The organism is Sedimenticola selenatireducens (genome assembly GCF_007625115.1).
Classification (GTDB): Bacteria; Pseudomonadota; Gammaproteobacteria; order Chromatiales; family Chromatiaceae; genus Sedimenticola; species Sedimenticola selenatireducens_A.
The window spans coordinates 189,097-205,800 of the sequence record NZ_VMNH01000023.1; the positions used below are offsets into that span (position 1 = coordinate 189,097).

At 50.0% G+C, this 16,704-nt stretch carries 24 protein-coding genes; all 24 read left to right on the plus strand.

Features of this window, described 5'->3' with window-relative positions; translation table 11 throughout:
* Window positions 1-264 precede the first annotated feature (264 nt).
* A complete protein-coding gene (locus tag FHP88_RS15615) occupies window positions 265-1,413 on the plus strand; it encodes a hypothetical protein (protein ID WP_144360017.1) in 1,149 nt (382 codons plus the stop codon).
* Window positions 1,410-1,742, plus strand: a complete 333-nt coding sequence (locus FHP88_RS15620; protein WP_144360018.1) for an STAS-like domain-containing protein — start codon at window positions 1,410-1,412, stop codon at window positions 1,740-1,742. Before FHP88_RS15615 ends, FHP88_RS15620 begins: the two co-directional genes overlap by 4 nt.
* Complete coding sequence (locus FHP88_RS15625) at window positions 1,743-2,189, plus strand: hypothetical protein (protein ID WP_144360019.1); 447 nt, start codon at window positions 1,743-1,745, stop codon at window positions 2,187-2,189.
* Window positions 2,190-2,253: 64 nt separating this feature from the next.
* On the plus strand, window positions 2,254-2,778 hold the full coding sequence (locus tag FHP88_RS15630; protein WP_186297754.1) for a glycoside hydrolase family 108 protein: 525 nt from the start codon (window positions 2,254-2,256) through the stop codon (window positions 2,776-2,778).
* Entirely contained in the window at window positions 2,775-3,041 is a 267-nt protein-coding gene (locus FHP88_RS15635) for a hypothetical protein (RefSeq protein WP_144360021.1), read from the plus strand. Before FHP88_RS15630 ends, FHP88_RS15635 begins: the two co-directional genes overlap by 4 nt.
* 2 nt (window positions 3,042-3,043) lie before the next feature.
* Window positions 3,044-3,628: a hypothetical protein gene (locus tag FHP88_RS15640; RefSeq protein ID WP_144360022.1), complete on the plus strand. Its 585-nt coding sequence runs from the start codon at window positions 3,044-3,046 to the stop codon at window positions 3,626-3,628.
* Window positions 3,621-3,854, plus strand: coding sequence for a TraR/DksA C4-type zinc finger protein (locus FHP88_RS15645; RefSeq protein ID WP_144360023.1), 234 nt, complete (start codon window positions 3,621-3,623; stop codon window positions 3,852-3,854). Before FHP88_RS15640 ends, FHP88_RS15645 begins: the two co-directional genes overlap by 8 nt.
* Window positions 3,854-4,267, plus strand: a complete 414-nt coding sequence (locus tag FHP88_RS15650) for a hypothetical protein (protein WP_144360024.1) — start codon at window positions 3,854-3,856, stop codon at window positions 4,265-4,267. The genes FHP88_RS15645 and FHP88_RS15650 overlap by 1 nt, the downstream gene beginning before the upstream one ends.
* On the plus strand, window positions 4,260-4,601 hold the full coding sequence (locus FHP88_RS15655) for a hypothetical protein (protein ID WP_144360025.1): 342 nt from the start codon (window positions 4,260-4,262) through the stop codon (window positions 4,599-4,601). The genes FHP88_RS15650 and FHP88_RS15655 overlap by 8 nt, the downstream gene beginning before the upstream one ends.
* Entirely contained in the window at window positions 4,594-5,151 is a 558-nt protein-coding gene (locus FHP88_RS15660) for a DUF3486 family protein (protein ID WP_144360026.1), read from the plus strand. Before FHP88_RS15655 ends, FHP88_RS15660 begins: the two co-directional genes overlap by 8 nt.
* A complete protein-coding gene (locus FHP88_RS15665) occupies window positions 5,148-5,387 on the plus strand; it encodes a hypothetical protein (RefSeq protein WP_144360027.1) in 240 nt (79 codons plus the stop codon). The genes FHP88_RS15660 and FHP88_RS15665 overlap by 4 nt, the downstream gene beginning before the upstream one ends.
* Window positions 5,371-7,047: a terminase large subunit domain-containing protein gene (locus FHP88_RS15670; protein ID WP_144360028.1), complete on the plus strand. Its 1,677-nt coding sequence runs from the start codon at window positions 5,371-5,373 to the stop codon at window positions 7,045-7,047. The genes FHP88_RS15665 and FHP88_RS15670 overlap by 17 nt, the downstream gene beginning before the upstream one ends.
* Before the next feature lie 2 nt (window positions 7,048-7,049).
* Window positions 7,050-7,415, plus strand: coding sequence for a hypothetical protein (locus FHP88_RS15675; RefSeq protein ID WP_144360029.1), 366 nt, complete (start codon window positions 7,050-7,052; stop codon window positions 7,413-7,415).
* Window positions 7,416-7,418: 3 nt separating this feature from the next.
* Complete coding sequence (locus FHP88_RS15680; protein ID WP_144360030.1) at window positions 7,419-9,239, plus strand: LamG domain-containing protein; 1,821 nt, start codon at window positions 7,419-7,421, stop codon at window positions 9,237-9,239.
* Between the two features lie 2 nt (window positions 9,240-9,241).
* Complete coding sequence (locus FHP88_RS15685; protein ID WP_144360031.1) at window positions 9,242-9,748, plus strand: hypothetical protein; 507 nt, start codon at window positions 9,242-9,244, stop codon at window positions 9,746-9,748.
* Window positions 9,745-10,041 carry a hypothetical protein gene (locus tag FHP88_RS15690; RefSeq protein ID WP_144360032.1) on the plus strand — a complete coding sequence of 99 codons (297 nt, stop codon included), beginning with the start codon at window positions 9,745-9,747 and terminating at the stop codon, window positions 10,039-10,041. Before FHP88_RS15685 ends, FHP88_RS15690 begins: the two co-directional genes overlap by 4 nt.
* A 112-nt stretch (window positions 10,042-10,153) precedes the next feature.
* Entirely contained in the window at window positions 10,154-11,632 is a 1,479-nt protein-coding gene (locus FHP88_RS15695) for a hypothetical protein (RefSeq protein ID WP_144360033.1), read from the plus strand.
* A complete protein-coding gene (locus tag FHP88_RS15700; protein WP_144360034.1) occupies window positions 11,629-12,003 on the plus strand; it encodes a hypothetical protein in 375 nt (124 codons plus the stop codon). The genes FHP88_RS15695 and FHP88_RS15700 overlap by 4 nt, the downstream gene beginning before the upstream one ends.
* Before the next feature lie 16 nt (window positions 12,004-12,019).
* A complete protein-coding gene (locus FHP88_RS15705) occupies window positions 12,020-12,232 on the plus strand; it encodes a hypothetical protein (protein WP_144360035.1) in 213 nt (70 codons plus the stop codon).
* An 8-nt stretch (window positions 12,233-12,240) separates the two neighbouring features.
* Window positions 12,241-12,534 (plus strand): hypothetical protein, encoded by a 294-nt coding sequence (locus tag FHP88_RS15710; protein ID WP_144360036.1) that lies wholly within the window; start codon window positions 12,241-12,243, stop codon window positions 12,532-12,534.
* A complete protein-coding gene (locus tag FHP88_RS15715) occupies window positions 12,524-13,714 on the plus strand; it encodes a phage minor head protein (RefSeq protein WP_186297755.1) in 1,191 nt (396 codons plus the stop codon). Before FHP88_RS15710 ends, FHP88_RS15715 begins: the two co-directional genes overlap by 11 nt.
* The gene (locus FHP88_RS15720; RefSeq protein ID WP_144360038.1) at window positions 13,704-13,946 is read left to right on the plus strand and encodes a hypothetical protein; all 243 of its coding nucleotides are present in this window, start codon (window positions 13,704-13,706) and stop codon (window positions 13,944-13,946) included. The genes FHP88_RS15715 and FHP88_RS15720 overlap by 11 nt, the downstream gene beginning before the upstream one ends.
* 135 nt (window positions 13,947-14,081) lie before the next feature.
* A complete protein-coding gene (locus FHP88_RS15725; protein ID WP_144360039.1) occupies window positions 14,082-14,321 on the plus strand; it encodes a hypothetical protein in 240 nt (79 codons plus the stop codon).
* Window positions 14,318-16,666: a hypothetical protein gene (locus FHP88_RS15730; RefSeq protein ID WP_144360040.1), complete on the plus strand. Its 2,349-nt coding sequence runs from the start codon at window positions 14,318-14,320 to the stop codon at window positions 16,664-16,666. The genes FHP88_RS15725 and FHP88_RS15730 overlap by 4 nt, the downstream gene beginning before the upstream one ends.
* Window positions 16,667-16,704: the final 38 nt, after the last annotated feature.

Consider the following 16,704-nt stretch of genomic DNA (forward strand, 5'->3'; position numbering starts at 1 on the left):
CCGTAAAATAAAACTAGGGGTTATCAAAGGGGTTACCTGGCGACCTGAAGGCTCTATTGTCAGCATCTCACCTGCTATTCCTTCAGCAGGTATTCCACGATCTGTTCGATTGTCCCCGAGAGATGCCTTTTATTTCATTGTCGATGATGGAGTTGGAAATTACTTTCTAAGGCAATGCAATGAAGTGCAGCCAATTTAGTTTCATATAAATAAAATTTGCACATATATGGAATCCATAATAAAAGCAGTACAAGGATATCTACATTGAGACACCTACTTACAAAAAGGAAAAAACGACTACTTCGTGAACAGGTGTTACAACGCATTCGAGAAAAGCGAAGAATAGCAAGGCTCGATGTTATTTATAATCCCAATAAAGTATCAACTGAACATAGACCATTAGTTAATCGAAAATACTCACCTCATGAGCCAACTAGAGGGCGCGCTGTTCTAAAATTCCCCAAAAAAATGAACTTCAGAGGTGACATCGATGAAACTATTTATTTTTTGGATAAATTAAAGAAAGAAATACTATATGGAGATTCTACGGAGGTTTTACTTGATCAAAAGGCATTGGATTCAATAACTCCTGAAACGGCAATAATATTAGTTTCAGAACTTCAGCGTTGTATACAGTACAAATCTATGAAGAAAAGGCTTCGGGGAACTCACCCAGATAGCCCAGCAGTAGCGCGGATCCTTACCGATATAGGCTTTTATAGTTGTTTGAATATTAAATCACCGCCGCATGCTGAAGAGAAATCAAGCCGCGCTTTTTTTAGGATTATGCCAGGAAACAGAACAGATGCACGTATCGCCAACCGCTTAGTAAGTCATTTTGAAAAAGTTGTTTCATTCGAGCCCATAGCTAGAAAGCGCCTTCTTGCAGCTTTAATTGAATGTATGGATAACGTGCATAATCATGCATATAGGAAAGATGGGATTTCACCTGATTTAATAGGTGAATGGTGGATGGCTGGTTTTGTTGATGAATCTGTTGGGCAAGTGGGCTTCATTTTTTATGACCAAGGCGTTGGGGTTCCAACTACACTTAAAGAAAAGTGGGCAGTAAAAATCAAGACATTAGTAGGCATGAATGATGCCGAGCTTCTCCAGCATGCGGTCCTAGAAGGGATTACCAGAAGAAAAAGTGAACGTCACGGAAACGGTTTTCCTAGCTTCAAGGAATTTATTAATGAAATACCAGCTGGAACTGGCGGATTTTTAAGAGTAATTTCGAATAAAGGGGACTATTCTTATTGCAGGAATGCTCGCAGTAATCCTACAACTGTAGAAATTCCGCTGAATGGTACACTTTTAATTTGGTCGATTCACCCCAATAAAGAAACTGTTGACAAAGATGGACGTATTGATCTTTCAAGTGAAGGTCTACAAACGAGACTCGCAATATGAGCACAAAACATGATTGTTTTTATAACGTAGCGAAAGAGTTTTCCATGTTTCCTGGTGGAAGGCTCAAGGAGCATGGTCCAGATTCAGGCGAGGAGTTTCGTGATGACATTCTAATTCCTTTGTTTGAAGAGTGTGATTTGTTAACGATAGATCTGACAGGAACTATTACCTATGGAGCTTCGTTTCTTGATGAGTCATTTGGTGAGCTTGGTAAGAGATATGGATTAGCGGCAGTAAAAAATAAACTAAAGCTTATTGCGAATGATGATCCAATGCTTGTAGATACAATTTGGGAAAAGGTACGTATTGCATCAAAGGAATATAAATAGATGGATGGAATTCAGGGGTTTCTATGGGAAGGTGGTGTTGGAATACTTGGCTTTTTCGGTGGCCGTTACTGGGAAAAACGTGACCAGCGCTCTGGACGTATAAATGACAAAATCATCAAATTATCAACAGACATTGCGGAGCTGTCCAATTTGGCTACTTCATATTATATAAATCCAGCCGATGAGCGAACCACAACAGCACAGACTGCTCTGATAGGTAGTGCGTTTAAACGCATAAATGTTGAATTGCATAGCTTGTGCCTAATTGCAAAACTTGAGTCATCGGTTTTTCTTGATGTCATAACGTCTTTTCATCAAGCTATTACAGCCGAACCATACGGAGCGAAGATAATAATACCGATCAATGCTGACGATCCGAGAATTATTCAGATTCAGTGCACCGAAGAATCATTCATAAGAAAGCTAAAGTCCTTTGAAAAGGCCTGAGATTACTCTGCTTTTTAAACCCGTTTAAAATACATCCCCAACGCTGCCCGGCATCATGTCGGGCATGCCTCAGCACCTTAAAACATTCGACTTAGCCTGTGACTGGCTGCTCTCTCCTGAAATTGAGGGCGGTTATGTCAATGATCCGGATGATCCGGGTGGCGAGACTAAGCACGGCATCTCAAAAAGATCATACCCTGACCTGGATATAGCCAACCTGACAGAAGATCAGGCTCGCGCAATTTATTTCCATGACTACTGGCTGAAGGCAGGCTGCAGCGAGTTACCCGCGCCGCTTGGATGGGCGCTATTTGGTGGTGTGGTCAATCACAAAATGCACGTTGCTATTGCACTGATGCAGCAATCACTTGGTGTGACTGCTGACGGCATCAATGGGCCTGTCACACAGGCGACTGCTCTCCAATCTGATGTATCTGCTGTACTCGTAGACTATCTCTCACGACGTGCGCGCCTGTACCGCGACATCACGCTTTCAAATCACACCCAATCAAAATATTTCCGAGGCTGGATGAGGCGTCTGTTTTTGCTTCAGCAAGCCATATACACCCATCTTGGAGGTTCACTGTGAGACGTTCACTCTTGCTTTTTGTGTTCATGGCGCTGGCCCTTGTCGGTTGTGGAAACGATACCCTGGTGCGTGGAGAAAATGACCAAGCACTCGGTACACATAAGTATTCGGTGAAGCCCGATGGAACGGTTTCGATTGATACCCGTTCATTACGGGGTGCGCCGGATGTTGAGATACACCGTCCTGACGGCACAACGGTCCATATCCGGTCATCTGATGTCCAGAAGCAGTTGGGCAAGCTGTTCATGCAATCGCTGAACTGATCATGCGTGTTCTCGGCATTAACGGCATTCGAACAAATGGTGAAGAGAGCACTGATCGGGCGCTCTCCATTTTACGTCAGCGCGATATAGAGGCTGTCGATGCAGACTACCCGATGACGCGCTGGGTTCTGCAAGCTCGTAGTCGTGCAAGGCAGTTTCGCGATGCCCGCTTGGTCATGGACCAACAATGTGATGGTGATGCAGTAATAGCTCATAGTCGAGGTTGCCTGGTCAATCTTCGAATGATGGAACTGGGAGCAAAATTCTCGACTGTGTTTTGGTTTCGCCCCGCGATGAATTGCGACATGCATATCCCGTCAGGTGGCTGCAAGCGGCTCTTTATTATCCATCACCCAGGCGATCGCGCTATCTGGCTAGGTGCACGTCTACCCTGGCATGACTTCGGTGATGCTGGTCGCTTGGGTTTGAATGCAGGCAACCCAGAGCATGAAGACTTTGATGCGCGGTGTATGAATATCCAGGCACCTGATTATCAAAAGCATGAACTCTGGCGTCACTCAGATGACTTCCTGCCTGAAAATATAAATCGTTGGATCCGTTATATGGAGCTGCACTTCAATGGATGATGTTGATCGCGCTAAAGAGCGAGAGTTAGAACACCGACGCTTATCAGTTGAAAGCGAGCTGGCCTCTCATGTTGAAACAGAAGCACCCCTGATCATTAACGGTGAGCGCTGCTGTGTTGATTGCAGAGAACAGATACCGATGGAGCGGTTAGCCGCCAGGCCAAACTCCGTCCGCTGCATTGAGTGCAAGGAAATCAGAGAACAAAAACAAAAGGGCTACCGGTAATGAAGTGGAGTGATTGGTTTTTTGTAATGCTGGGCGTCATCACACTGCTGTTTGCGCTCTACAAGTGGGTCATTGTTCGAAATGACAAGCGCCGGGGTGATCTTAAAGATGCCCATGACCGTACGCTGCAGGAACATGCCGAACGGTTAGATCGCCACTCCGCCAGGTTAAGCAAGATGGATGAACTGATCACGCTGACACGCGATGAAATGCATGAGTCCTACCCCAAGCTCGACCGTATTGAAAAGATGGAGGCATCCATTGATTCAAAGATTGAACGTGTCCATAGCCGATTGACCGCCGTATCTCGTGATGTGAATCAGGCCATCGGCACCATCAAGGCCAATCATGAAAATGAAATTACCCACTTGGTTGCACAGATCAGAGACGCCATAGGCAGCAGCCATGATTGATGCATCTAAAAGAAAACAGCTTCGCCGCCTGAGGCTCCTGCAGTGGCTTCAACACGCTGACGGTGAGTGGCTGGCTGCGCCGTTGTTATTGAAATTACTGCTGGATGATCCAGATCTTCGTCCTGAATTGGTCAATGTGCTTCGCTCACTGATATGGCTTGAAGACCAAGGCCTGGCCGATGTGAAAGTAGTGGATGGCCTGGATGATGAGTCAACCACCTTTGCGCGTATCACCGAATGGGGTAATGACTTCCTCTCTGCGGACATGGCGTTTGTAGAAGGCATATTTCACCCCAACTGCGGTGAATGTCTCGAGGTATCAGCTGATGCCTAGACGCTCCTTTGTGGTGGATCTCAGTGCCGGTGATAAAGCCTGGCTCGATCAGGAATTGATCAGCGGCGGCTTCCAAGGCTATGACGATTTAGTCGAAAAACTTCAGGGACGTGGCGTTAACTCCAGCACCAGTGCTGTCCATCGGTACGGACAGCAGCTGCAACGCAAGATTGATGCAATCAAGAGCAGTACTGAGGCGGCAAAGGCAATCGCTTCTGCTGCACCTGATGATGCAGATGCGCGTAGTGCAGCAGTGATCTCAATGGTGCAGTCTGACATGTTTGATGTACTGATGGCCCTCCAGGAAAGTGAGGACGCTGATCCCGGCAAGCGCGTAAAACTCATATCTAATGCCGCCCGAGCCATCTCTGACCTTTCCCGCGCCAGTGTTAACCAAAAGCGCTGGGCCGCTGAAGTGAATGCAAAACTGAATGCCGCCAAACAAGCCGCAGCCGACCAGGCCGAGACCATCGCCAGGCGCAATGGCTTAAGTGATGAAGACTGGGGTGCGATCCGTGCGCACATTCTAGGCATTGAGGTTCAAGCATGAGACTAAAGCCACTATCCCGTCCTCAGAAAGAAGTGCTTGAGGCAATCGCACACTTTCAGATTGTTGCGGAACTGTCAGCCAACGTCGACGGTATGGAAAAGTTTCGTGAATTCTACAGGGAACGTGTCATCACTCGTAAGCAAAACCAAATATTCGAAGAATATAAACGCACCGTTGTTGCCGTTAAAAAACGACTGACCGAAATGCTGAAGGAAGAGAATGGCAGAACGGACTGACATTACTGAAGAAGCGGTCGAGATCTCTCAAGGTGAGCGGAAAGATCTGCTTGACCTGGTGGAAGAGAAACAGCAGTCGCGTATGGGACGGTTAATACCCGCTGCTCAGGTGCCAAAGATCTTGTTGCCTTATCAGGGTCGCTGGCATGCGGACAACTCGGTCGTGCGCCTGGCAGAGAAAAGTCGTCGTATCGGCTGGAGCTGGGGAGCGCTGGCCGCAGAAGGTGCGCTGGAGGCTGCATTACCGCTTGGGCATCCAAAGGGTATGGATCAGTTTTATATGGGCTACAACATGGCGATGGCGGCTGAGAATATCGGCGACGTGGTGTTCTTTGCCCAGGCCTATGGTTTTGCTATCAGCGAGATCGGTGTGAAACGCCACCGTGAGCATGTGATTCAGACTGACGTTGACGGCAAGGTGATACGCAATGAGCGGCGAGATATCACCACCTATAAGGTGCAGTTTGCGTCAGGCCATGTCTATGAAGCGCTGTCATCCAATCCGCATAACTGGCGCGGTCGCCAGGGGCATGCACGGATTGATGAAGCTGGCTTCCATGACAACCTTCAAGAGGTAGTCAAGGCCGCTTTAGCGTTCCGTCTCTGGGGTGGTCGCATCAGTATTGTCAGTACCCATAACGGTGAGGATAACCAGTTCAATCTTTGGGTGCGTGATATCAAGGCCGGTAAGTTGAATTGGAGTTTGCACCATGTGGATTTTGATCAGGCGCTTGCAGATGGCTTCTATAAACGCATCTGCCTGGTAACCGGTCAGAAATGGAGCGCAAAGGCTGAGGAGAAATTCAGAGCAGAAGCCTTTGCTGATTATCCAGATGAAGCCGATGCCAACGAAGAACTTTTATGTATTCCAAAGCGTGGTAGCGGTGTTTACTTTAGTCGGATTCTCATAGAGCAATGCCAGGCAGAAGGTATTCCCGTTGTACGTTGGGTACAGCCTGAAGAGTGGGTTATTGATCCCACTCGACTGGAAACCACTGACCGCTGGTTAAAAGACACCATCAAGCCGCTGATTGATAACTTGCCGCTGGACCAGCGAACGGTATATGGCCAGGACTTCGGTCGTGATGGGGATCTGTCTGTTATCTGGATACTGCAGAATGATTCTCCGCTCCACTGGCGGACCGCACTGCTTATTGAACTGAGGAAGATCCCCTTCGATGTACAAGCACTTATTCGCGATTACGTTCTTAGTGAGTTGCCTCTACTTCATGCTGCCAAATTCGACGCCAGAGGCAACGGCCAGTCACATGCTGAAGGTGCCATGCAGCGATTCGGTCCTAATCGGATCGAGTGCGTCATGCTCACCGCACAGTGGTACGCAGTGGCGTTTCCAAAATATAAGTCAGCCTATGAAGGCCGCAATATCACCGTGCCAAAGAGCGAAGACATTATTGCAGACCACCGACGCGTGGTACTGCATAAGGGCAGGCCCCATATGGATGATGGCAGAGATAAAGGCAGTGACGGCATGCCACGGCATGGTGATTCCGCCGTCGCTGGTCTGCTTGCCTGGATGGCCGCGCTGGACGAGGGTGAACCCGCCTATGGCGAAACCGTTGACAGTGATGATTTGAATAAACTCTACGCCCCAGAGAGTGCACGTGGGCGTAGGCAGATAGCAATGTTTAGACGGAGTTAAAAATGGGCTTTACAGCAACCGACAAAGACCGCCTCATCGCCGATGAGCTGCGCCAGATAAAAATGGGTGTGCAGCGCTCGGTATCAGACCTTAATGCACAGCTAAAACGCATGCAGCACTTCGGTGTGTTTGTATTCAACTCTGTACTAACTGCAGACGGTGACGCAGATGCCGCCGACCTGGCAAAAGTGGTCGCCATTTTCAGAGAGCAGCGTGTCTTGATCGACGGCTTGATACCAATGCTGGATGATGTCGAGGCGATCAATGATGAAAACACGCCCGCAAACATCCCCGCGAACCTGGCCGCATTTTTGAGTGCTCACCCATCCATCAATATGGGTGAGTATATAAAACGGTTCGATATCTAAAAGATGGCGGCCAGTGGCACAAACCTATTACCTGCAATAACGGGAGTCCATAGTGGATTCCCGCAGGTATTACGTGCTGCTGATTTTGATCCTGCCGCCATTGATGGTGGATCGCTGTCCCTGTCAAATGGCGGTGGTGATCTGCGTATCTATTCCGATGCCACAAAAACCACCCGCTTGCCCATTGATGTTGTTCGTTTTGTAACGGGCGGCACGCCGGACATTGAAGTCCATTTTCGGCATCCATCAGCCTATACCAATGCGCCGTATCATATCGAGCGCTCCGCTACGGAATCGGTGCAGCCTGCAGAGTGGGAGCCGTATGGGCGGGATGCTGTTTGGTCTGATTACTATGCAGTACTCCACATGAATGATGGCAGTTATATAGATGCTACGGGTAATGGGCATGATGGGGCTGTTACTGGAACTCTTAGTCAAACGACCACATCACATCCGTGGGGAGGTGAGTGGACTTCATTTGACAACAATGTAAATGAATACATAACAATAAATGGTTCCAGTGATTTCGGGGACGCTACTTCAGATGTCACTATATCAGCGTGGTCAAAAGCTAATGCTGACGGCACTGGCGGAATAATTAGTAACCGATTGTCCTCTGAAGAAGGTGACTGGTTTCAGATAAATAAAAGATCATCAGCCAATGAGTGGCAATTTTCGGCGCATGATGGTGCGTACCTGGGCGAAGTGTACGTTAAGCCAATAGCCGCTACTGCCGATCCTCATTTGTTTCATTTAGCGATCGACTCAGGATCAGTAATTCCGTCAGTAGATGGATCATCAACTGGGACGCTTACCCTCAGTGGAGACGGAATATTAAATTCCAGCAAGCCGATCACTGTTGGGCACTATTATGATCTATCAGTAACAGCCTACGATTATTATGGCCATATAGGAGAGGTGCGATTACGAGAGTCCTATCTGTCCATAGACTGGCGCGCCACAGAGTATTCCAACCAATCCGCTCCTGGCGCATGGGGCACCGTCGGCACTTGGTCAGACAGCGCAGGCACCACCCCCGTAACCAAAGACCTCACAACCCAATGGAACGTGCTTGAGCAACTCACCACTGACCACGCTACCCGGTGGGACATTCTCAATGCCGTCGATACCGATCTGCAAACCGCCTGGCATCTGCTGAACAAAGTCACTAAAGATGAATTCACCAGCTGGGACATCCTTCAGCAGCTCTCTAAAGATGTGAATATCAGCTGGGATATTATCGCGGCGCTCTTCCACATCACCAGCGATATGAACATGCGCTGGAACATCATTAATGCCGTGCAAAAGGACGTGCAGACGGCCTGGCAGTTGTTGAACAGCGTCATCAAATCACAGTCGTTCAGTTGGCATCTGCTCAATGCGATGACCAAAGACGTGCAAACCGACTGGCACATTCTGGAGTCTGTTGAGCGTGATGTGGCCATCACTTGGGATGTCGACAGCAGTCTGACGGCAGTCACTAAAGACATCGATCTGCGCTACAACATTTTGCAGGCTATCACCACCTCGTTCGACAGCCAGTGGAACCTGTTGGAGGCCGTCACCCAGGATCAGGATATCCGTTTCGACATTGCCAATGCCGTGGTCACTGCCCTGGGTGCTGGTTGGAATATTGTTAATGGTGTAGCCACTGATCTGCCACTGCGTTGGAACAGCCTGGAGCTAATGCAAAACAGTCTGACCCTGACGTGGTCTGTTGATGGGTTGGCGATTACACCCATCACCTTCATACCTGTCCGGCCGGAGATCAGACAGATCCCGGTCCCACTTGAAAACCGAATTATTCCTGTTAGGAGGAACTAGCCGTGCCAATGGTCGCAACCGATATAAAAATATACTACAGCGGTGGAGCTGCAAACTCAGACCCGAATGCATCACTGGGTGGTGTGATCTCTAGTGTTGAAGTCTCTGCGGGAGTTCATAATCTGTTTGACCAGGTGGCCTCCGACGAAGCCAGTGCTGGCGATACTGAATACCGTTGTGAATACGTGAAAAACACTCACCCAACGTTGACCGCTCAAAATCTGAAGGTCTTCGTCAATGCAGAATCACCGAGCGCCGATACGGATGAAGAGATCGGACTTGGTACCAGTGCCATTAACGGTACCGAGCAGACCATTGCGGATGAAGACACCGCGCCATCGGGGGTCTCATTTGCTCAGGCTAACGGCGTAGGTGCAGCATTGGTTATCGGCGATCTAGCCCCCGGTGAAACCAAAGCATACTGGGTCAAGCGTACGGTGTCGCCGGGAGCTGCAGCGTACAACAATGACGGCCCGACTATACGTTTTGCCTGGGATACGGCTGCATGATCCCAATCTCTGATACACCCCCCCTTCATCCAACCAGTGCCAAATGGTACTGGTTGAAATGGAATGATCAGGAACTTCAGGGTGCGACGATAGCATTAAGCACCTGGAGTACTTCTGGTGGCCTGGATATTGTTGATCAAGCCATCAATGGCCAGATGACGGGTGTGAAAGTCTCTGCTGCTGTTGGAGCGGTCGAGGGCCAGTATGTTGAGTTGGATCTGGAGATTCAGACATCGGCAGGTGAGACGTTGCATGAGCAGATGATCATTGAGATCAGTAAAAAGGGCCATTGAGCAACCTGCCCGATGGCTGGACTGTAGACGGTGTAGCGCGGTGATGATGCGTTTTGCGGCCATTACCGGCTTTATAAAACTTTATAAAGGCCTTTGAGGCGGAATATTGAACATGGGAACAGCTACAGACGACATCAGACTCCGTATTGCTGAAACATTAGGTGATACTGCGCTTCGCGATGCAATCGATCAGCAGGCTATCAAACAGGCCAGTCAGGTCCGTGTGATTGAGGCGGCTGGGGCCACCGTTGATGTAGATGATGATCAGTGGCGTCGTCTAACTGGCAATAATAATCGCGACCTGGCCCCCATGACGCACACACGGATGCAGAATCTGTCTCTGTATTTGTGGGAGAGCAATCTTCTGGCAAACCGGCTCATTGAATTACCGGTGGCCTATCTGCTGGCTGAAGGCGTAGAGCTTCGTGTGACGGATCCCGATGCGCAAAAGTATCTGGATGCCTTCTGGAATGACCCGATTAATAACATGAAGCGCAAGCTGAAAAAGAAGGTGCGTGAATTGCTGCTGTTTGGTGAGCAGTGCTGGCCTGCCTTTATTAATGAGCACAACGGCCATGTGCGCCTGGGGTATCTTGACCCGGCGCTGATCGAAACCGTGGTGATGGATCCGGACAATGCGGAACAGCCGATCGGTATTGTTACAGTCAAGAGCCGGAAAGGGATTGCTCGACGCTATCGGGTGATTCTGAATGGAACCGAGGATGATCTGTTTACCCAGCGTACCCAAGTCATTCGTGAAACCTTTGAGGATGGGCTCTGTTTCTTTAACCGGATTAATGAACTGAGTACCGGCACGCGAGGGCGATCTGCACTGCTGGCACAGATCGACTGGCTGGATGCCTATGACCAGTATCTGTTTGGCGAACTGGATCGCAGTCAGTTCCTCCGCGCATTTATGTGGGATGTGGAGTTGGTCGGTGCCACAGAAGAGCAGATCAAAACCCGGGCCAGACAGATTACATCACCCAAACCAAACAGCGTCCGGGTGCATAATGACGGTGAAAAATGGAATGCGGTCACACCGGGACTGGGCGCGGGTGAGAGCGCGGAAAATGCAAAGCTGTTTAGAAATCACATGCTGGGTGGGGCTACCTATCCGGAGCACTGGTATGGCGGTGCCGATGATGTGAATCGCGCCACAGGTGAGTCGATGTCTGAACCTACCTTTAAGGTTCTGAGCAGTCTGCAAAGTGATATTGGTGGCATTCTTGAAGATATGGCCATCTTTGTGATCAACCGTAAGCTCGACCCAACCGGCCAAGAGGTGTTCATTGATCCGTATGACCCGGATCCTGACCTGGTGCCTGAGGCGGTCTGGCCGGAGATGACTGCACGGGATACCACCAAGTATGCTGCAGCACTTCAACAAGTGACGGCTGCAGCAGCAATGGCCATCAATGAGGGACTGATTACCAAGGTGCTGGCCCTGCGCCAGGTGAATGCCATTAGTGGGCGTCTAGGTGTAGACTTTGATGCCGAAACGGAGTTAAGCGCCGCACTGAAAGAAGCCGCAAAACGGGATCAAGGGGATGTGTACTCGGATGACCCCATCAAGGATGAAGACGAATGATCAGGATTGGGATATTTGCTGTGCTCGCTCTGTATGCTGGTTGGCTCAATGCGGGCCATCAGCACACAGAAAAATGGTACCAGGATCAGTGGTGTGAGTGGATCACGGAACATAGATTGGATGATGGTACCCGCGTTGACTGCCTAACACCGGATCATGCCATTGAAGTCGACTTTGCCAGAAAGTGGTATGAAGGTGTCGGCCAGGCATTGCACTATGCCAGGATGACGGATCGGTGTCCGGGCGTACTGCTTATTATTGAACAACCCGATGATTGCAAATACTTAGCCCGCCTTCGTCTACTGTCAACCCGGAATAGACCCCAGATGAAAATCTGGAGTACTGGCCCTGCAGCCAGCCGCTGCAACTAACCAGTGGAGAGTGATCATGTACATCTATATTGACCTGGTGATGGATAATGGAGAGCTGGTTAGAATTGAATGCCCTCAAAAACACGAGGATGCACTTCATGACTCCCTTGAGCACTGCCTGAAGCGTCGCGATTGGTGGAGTCCGAATCAGTTTGATAAATGCACCGCTGAATACATGGGTCTGCGTATGGATCGTATTAATATGGGGCGAGTGGTCGGCGAGCTGTAATCATTAACATGCAGCAGCATTTCAAAATACTCCAAGTGATCTCGGCCATCCGCCAGTCATATCGTGAGGCTGTTATTGTTTATCTGAATGGCGGCTGCTATCAGTTTTTTCTAATTCTTAAAGCCATTTTTCCCGATGCAAAACCCTTTTATGACGGTATTGAAGGTCATGTCGTGACAAAGATAGGCAGCCGGTTTTATGACATTACGGGAGAGATCAAAAAAACCCACGCCTATCCCCTGAGCAATGAACCACGGATTGCCCGATCCGCGCACCGCTGGAAGTACTCGAGTGACCGATAAACGAACCCGCACATTTAACAAAGCGCGTACTGCCCAGCTGAAAGCGGGCCTGCGGATCCGCAAGGATACCTATGGTGAAATTGTACGGCTGTTGAAACAGGCCGAGGCCGAGATCAAAGCTACCCTGGCTGCATCATCTAGTGACTATGAACAGTTTTATCTGCCCAAATTGCAGAAACAGATCAAAGTGACACTGAGCCAGGTGGAAAGCCAAACGGCACAGTTAATGAGTGAACGCACAAACCAGAGCTGGCAGGCTGGGATTGACCTGGTGGACAAGCCACTCGCTGCGGGGGGCATAGAAATAGCTGGTTTGATACCGGCTATATCAACCGATCAGCTTTTAGCCATGCGAACTTTTGCGGTTGACCGGATCAAGGATGTTTCAGTGCAATTGGCCAATAAGATCAGCAATCAACTGGGGCTGGCCATGATTGGTTCACAATCAATAGGCGATACGGTTTCCAATGTTCAAAGGCTGTTTAAAACCCAAGGCCGGAGTCGGGCGCTGACGATTGTGCGCACCGAACTTGGCCGGGCTTATGCCGTGGCTACACATCAGCGTATGGGAGAAGCTCAGAAAGTGCTGCCTGGCCTGAAGAAGCAATGGCGACGGTCAGGCAAGATACACAGCCGCACTAATCATGACGCCATCGATGGGCAGATCCGTGAGTATGATGAACTATTCCAGCTGGCTAATGGCGTAGAAATGAGGCACCCGAGAGATCCTGCTGCGCCAGCGTCTGAGATTATCAACTGCGGTTGTGAAGAGTTGCCCTTCATGGCGCATTGGGAAGTGAAAAGTCCCGATAAAAAACCGTTCAGTGATTTGGAGAGGCAACTCAATCCGCGCAAGCGAGCGCTGTCACCCCAGGATACCTCTGCAGAGCAGAGAGCCTATAAAACAGCCCTCACTGGCGGTAAGCATGCGGGAAAGTTGAGACGTTACCGTGATGTATCCTCTGCAGAGATAAAGCGTGGCATTCGCTCACTGGAAAAGCAGATCACGAAACACCAGAGCTGGATTCAGGAGCCGACAAAGAAAACGAAACTGTTCTATAATCTGCATGATGCCAGGCAGAGAGCGCTACTGGAAAAGCGTTGGCCTGAGGATATTCAGCGGCAACGTGAAGAACTGGCAATATTAAAGGCAATATTGGTAAGCAGAAATGAAGACTGAAAAGCAATTGGCTCATATCCTTGATGAGGTCATATCGATCGCAATGGAACGTGGTAAGACGGCTGCGACAGCGGGTGATGATTTCAGCCAGGGAGAAGCCTCAGCGTATCACGATATGCTAGAGCACGTTGTTCAGGCGGCGGAACAGGTTGGCTATGATATGTCCGAGCTCGGCCTGGATGGACATCGTGTGGATGAGTTGCTACTGCCCATAAAAAAGAAAGCCAGCTAAGCGCCTCTAGCTACCTCTTACCGACCGCCCTCTGGGGCGGTTTTTATTTTTAAACCCGTTTAAAAGACCCCGCTGCCTCCTCCCGGTAGTTTGGACACACATCAATGTGATTCCGAACCAAGCCGGAGAGAGAACGTGGCAGAGAAAAAACCCACAGAAGAGAAACAGCCTTCCGAAGCGAAGTCACTCACCCATGCTGAAGTGGCCAAGCTGGTAAAGCGTGAAGTGCCGATCCTCGATAAGGAAACTGGCAAACCCACCGACAAGACCCGCGAAATTGCGGTAAAGGGTGATGAGGTTTTATCGTTTAAAGAGTACGACGATCATGTGATTGTTGTGACCAAAGACGGTAAAAAGCTCCGGGGCGAGAAGTGAACAAGAAAATCCCCGCAGAAGGCATTCAAGGCGAGGAGCGGCTGCGGGAGGCGACCGCAGGCGATTTTCGCTCCGTCATAGAGCTGGTGTCGGCGGCATTGCGCGGGCACCTGGGGCAGCCATCCAGCGGCTATATCGAAATCGACGCCATCTACCCGGATCGCGTGGTGGTGCGCACCAGTGAAAAAAGAGGCCACCTGATGGCCTACCCCTACACCCTTTCCGACGACAACCAGGTGCAATTCGGCACACCCCAAGAGGTCGTGCTGGACCACAAGCCTGTCCGGGCCGTGGAGGCGCTGGATACCGACCACAAGGTACTCGAGGCGCTGGACGATACCGGCCATAAATACCGCATTTGCATCATTCAGGCGGGTACATCAAAGAACAGAAATCACTACACCGATACCGCTTTGAAACAGGCGGTCTCTGACCGTGTCTTTGAAGGTATGCGCGTCTTCGTCAAGAGTGACGATGAGCATATTCGGATGAAAGGAAAGGATGTACGCAACCTGATAGGCCGCGTGACTGAAACCGTATTCGTTCCTGGCAAGGGCAGCGATCAGGGTTCAGTTGAAGGCATATTGGAGATGCTCAACAGTTCCGGAGAGATCGCCTCTAAAGTTCATGAAGCGGTAAAGCGCAACATGGCCAGCGACCTTTTTGGCTTTTCAATTGATGCCGATGTTCGCGCAAAGAAAGCACCAGGTGGCATTCAAGTCATCAGCAAATTCACCAAGGCTCACTCGCTCGATCTGATCGTGGAGCCGTCCGCCGGTGGCGGAATCATCAATGTAATCGAAGCTGTAATTGAAGAAGAGGAGCACGCCAATATGGCACTGCGTCAACGCATGATCGAGGCCATCAAGGGCCGCAATGGTGGGGCCCTGCCTGAGGGCCTCGACATCGAAAACGAGGAAGCCGTATTGGAGGCTTACTCCAACCTGAATAAACACACTGCCGACGACGAAAAATCGCAGGGAGCGGGCCAAGGTGCCGCAGTAGTGGGTCAAGGACAACCCGCTGGCACCAGTGGTGTTACTCAAAATGATTTAAGCAATGCCATGCGTATGGTTGAAGCGCGCTCACATGCTCGTGTGGCGATTGCTGAGTCGGGTCTGCCTGACAAAGCCAAGGCGCGGCTGAATCGTCAATTTGCTGATGCTGAGAGTTTCAGTGTGACTCAGGTAACTGAGGCCATTCGCGAAGAGCGTGAATACCTGGCCAGTGTGACGGAGAGCGGTAAGCCTCATGGTCTGGGCGGCGATCATCTTCAGGCCGGTGAAGACCGATCTGAAAAGGTGGAGCGCATGCTTGAAGCGTTCTTTGATCCGGACAAGCCTGCAGGATCTTTCAAGCAGATCTATATCGATATCACCGGTGATAAAGGCGTTAGTGGCCTGACCCAAGATTGCGATATGCAACGCTTGCGTGAAGCGGTTGGTGAGTCGCGTATCAGAGAGGCCGTGTCAGCGGCCACGTTTGGCAATGTATTGGGCAACTCAATCACCCGCGCCATGCTGCGTGAATATGGAATGGAGGATCAGTGGAGTGATTGGCGCTGGTTGACCGATATTGTCTCTGTCACCGATTTCCGCACCCAAGAGCGTACCCGCATGGGTGGTTATGGTGATCTGCCGGTTGTCGCTCAAAACGGATCGTATGACCCCCTCACAACACCAGGTGATGAAAAGGCTACCTATGCCCTGGAGAAGAAAGGCGGTAGTGAGACGCTGAGCTTGGAAGCGATCGCGAATGATGATGTGGGTGTAATTCAGCGTATCCCACTCAAGATGGCTGTCGCTTCAAAGCGGACATTGTACAAGTTTGTTCTGGCCTTCCTGGATGCCAACCCAACAATCTACGACACCACTGCTTTGTTCACTGTTGGGCATGGCAATCTTGGATCAGCTGCATTGAGTGCAACCTCTTATGCTGCGCGACGCTTGGCCATGCTGAACCAGGCAGAGTTGAGTTCTAATGAAAAGCTGGGCTTGGTGATGCGACACCTGGCAGTTCCTTCCGATTTGGAAGAGACCTCCTTCGATCTGTTTGTCCGGAACACGAACAATGATGAGACCTTTGTTCAGAGTCGTAAGCCGACCGTGCATGTAGTGCCCCATTGGACGGATGCAAACAACTGGTTCGGTACCGCTGATAAACGGGAGATCCCACTGATTGAGCTGGGCTTCTATAACGGCAAGGAAGAACCGGAGCTGTTTATCCAGGACAACCCGAGCCAGGGCAGTCTCTTTAGCAATGACCAGATCAAGTACAAGATCCGGCATATCTACAAGGGTGCCGTCATGGACTTCCGAGGATTCCAGGGCTCTATTGTCGCGTAAATAACTCACCAGTGAGAGGGAAGCCTGGGCCGGTATAA

Bases quoted from the DNA above. Each gene is read 5' to 3' on its own strand.
- FHP88_RS15620 (WP_144360018.1), top strand. From the start codon at position 1,410: ATGAGCACAAAACATGATTGTTTTTATAACGTAGCGAAAGAGTTTTCC.
- FHP88_RS15625 (WP_144360019.1), top strand. From the start codon at position 1,743: ATGGATGGAATTCAGGGGTTTCTATGGGAAGGTGGTGTTGGAATACTT.
- FHP88_RS15630 (WP_186297754.1), top strand. From the start codon at position 2,254: ATGCCTCAGCACCTTAAAACATTCGACTTAGCCTGTGACTGGCTGCTC.
- FHP88_RS15640 (WP_144360022.1), top strand. From the start codon at position 3,044: ATGCGTGTTCTCGGCATTAACGGCATTCGAACAAATGGTGAAGAGAGC.
- FHP88_RS15645 (WP_144360023.1), top strand. From the start codon at position 3,621: ATGGATGATGTTGATCGCGCTAAAGAGCGAGAGTTAGAACACCGACGC.
- FHP88_RS15650 (WP_144360024.1), top strand. From the start codon at position 3,854: ATGAAGTGGAGTGATTGGTTTTTTGTAATGCTGGGCGTCATCACACTG.
- FHP88_RS15655 (WP_144360025.1), top strand. From the start codon at position 4,260: ATGATTGATGCATCTAAAAGAAAACAGCTTCGCCGCCTGAGGCTCCTG.
- FHP88_RS15660 (WP_144360026.1), top strand. From the start codon at position 4,594: ATGCCTAGACGCTCCTTTGTGGTGGATCTCAGTGCCGGTGATAAAGCC.
- FHP88_RS15665 (WP_144360027.1), top strand. From the start codon at position 5,148: ATGAGACTAAAGCCACTATCCCGTCCTCAGAAAGAAGTGCTTGAGGCA.
- FHP88_RS15670 (WP_144360028.1), top strand. From the start codon at position 5,371: ATGGCAGAACGGACTGACATTACTGAAGAAGCGGTCGAGATCTCTCAA.
- FHP88_RS15675 (WP_144360029.1), top strand. From the start codon at position 7,050: ATGGGCTTTACAGCAACCGACAAAGACCGCCTCATCGCCGATGAGCTG.
- FHP88_RS15680 (WP_144360030.1), top strand. From the start codon at position 7,419: ATGGCGGCCAGTGGCACAAACCTATTACCTGCAATAACGGGAGTCCAT.
- FHP88_RS15690 (WP_144360032.1), top strand. From the start codon at position 9,745: ATGATCCCAATCTCTGATACACCCCCCCTTCATCCAACCAGTGCCAAA.
- FHP88_RS15695 (WP_144360033.1), top strand. From the start codon at position 10,154: ATGGGAACAGCTACAGACGACATCAGACTCCGTATTGCTGAAACATTA.
- FHP88_RS15700 (WP_144360034.1), top strand. From the start codon at position 11,629: ATGATCAGGATTGGGATATTTGCTGTGCTCGCTCTGTATGCTGGTTGG.
- FHP88_RS15705 (WP_144360035.1), top strand. From the start codon at position 12,020: ATGTACATCTATATTGACCTGGTGATGGATAATGGAGAGCTGGTTAGA.
- FHP88_RS15710 (WP_144360036.1), top strand. From the start codon at position 12,241: ATGCAGCAGCATTTCAAAATACTCCAAGTGATCTCGGCCATCCGCCAG.
- FHP88_RS15720 (WP_144360038.1), top strand. From the start codon at position 13,704: ATGAAGACTGAAAAGCAATTGGCTCATATCCTTGATGAGGTCATATCG.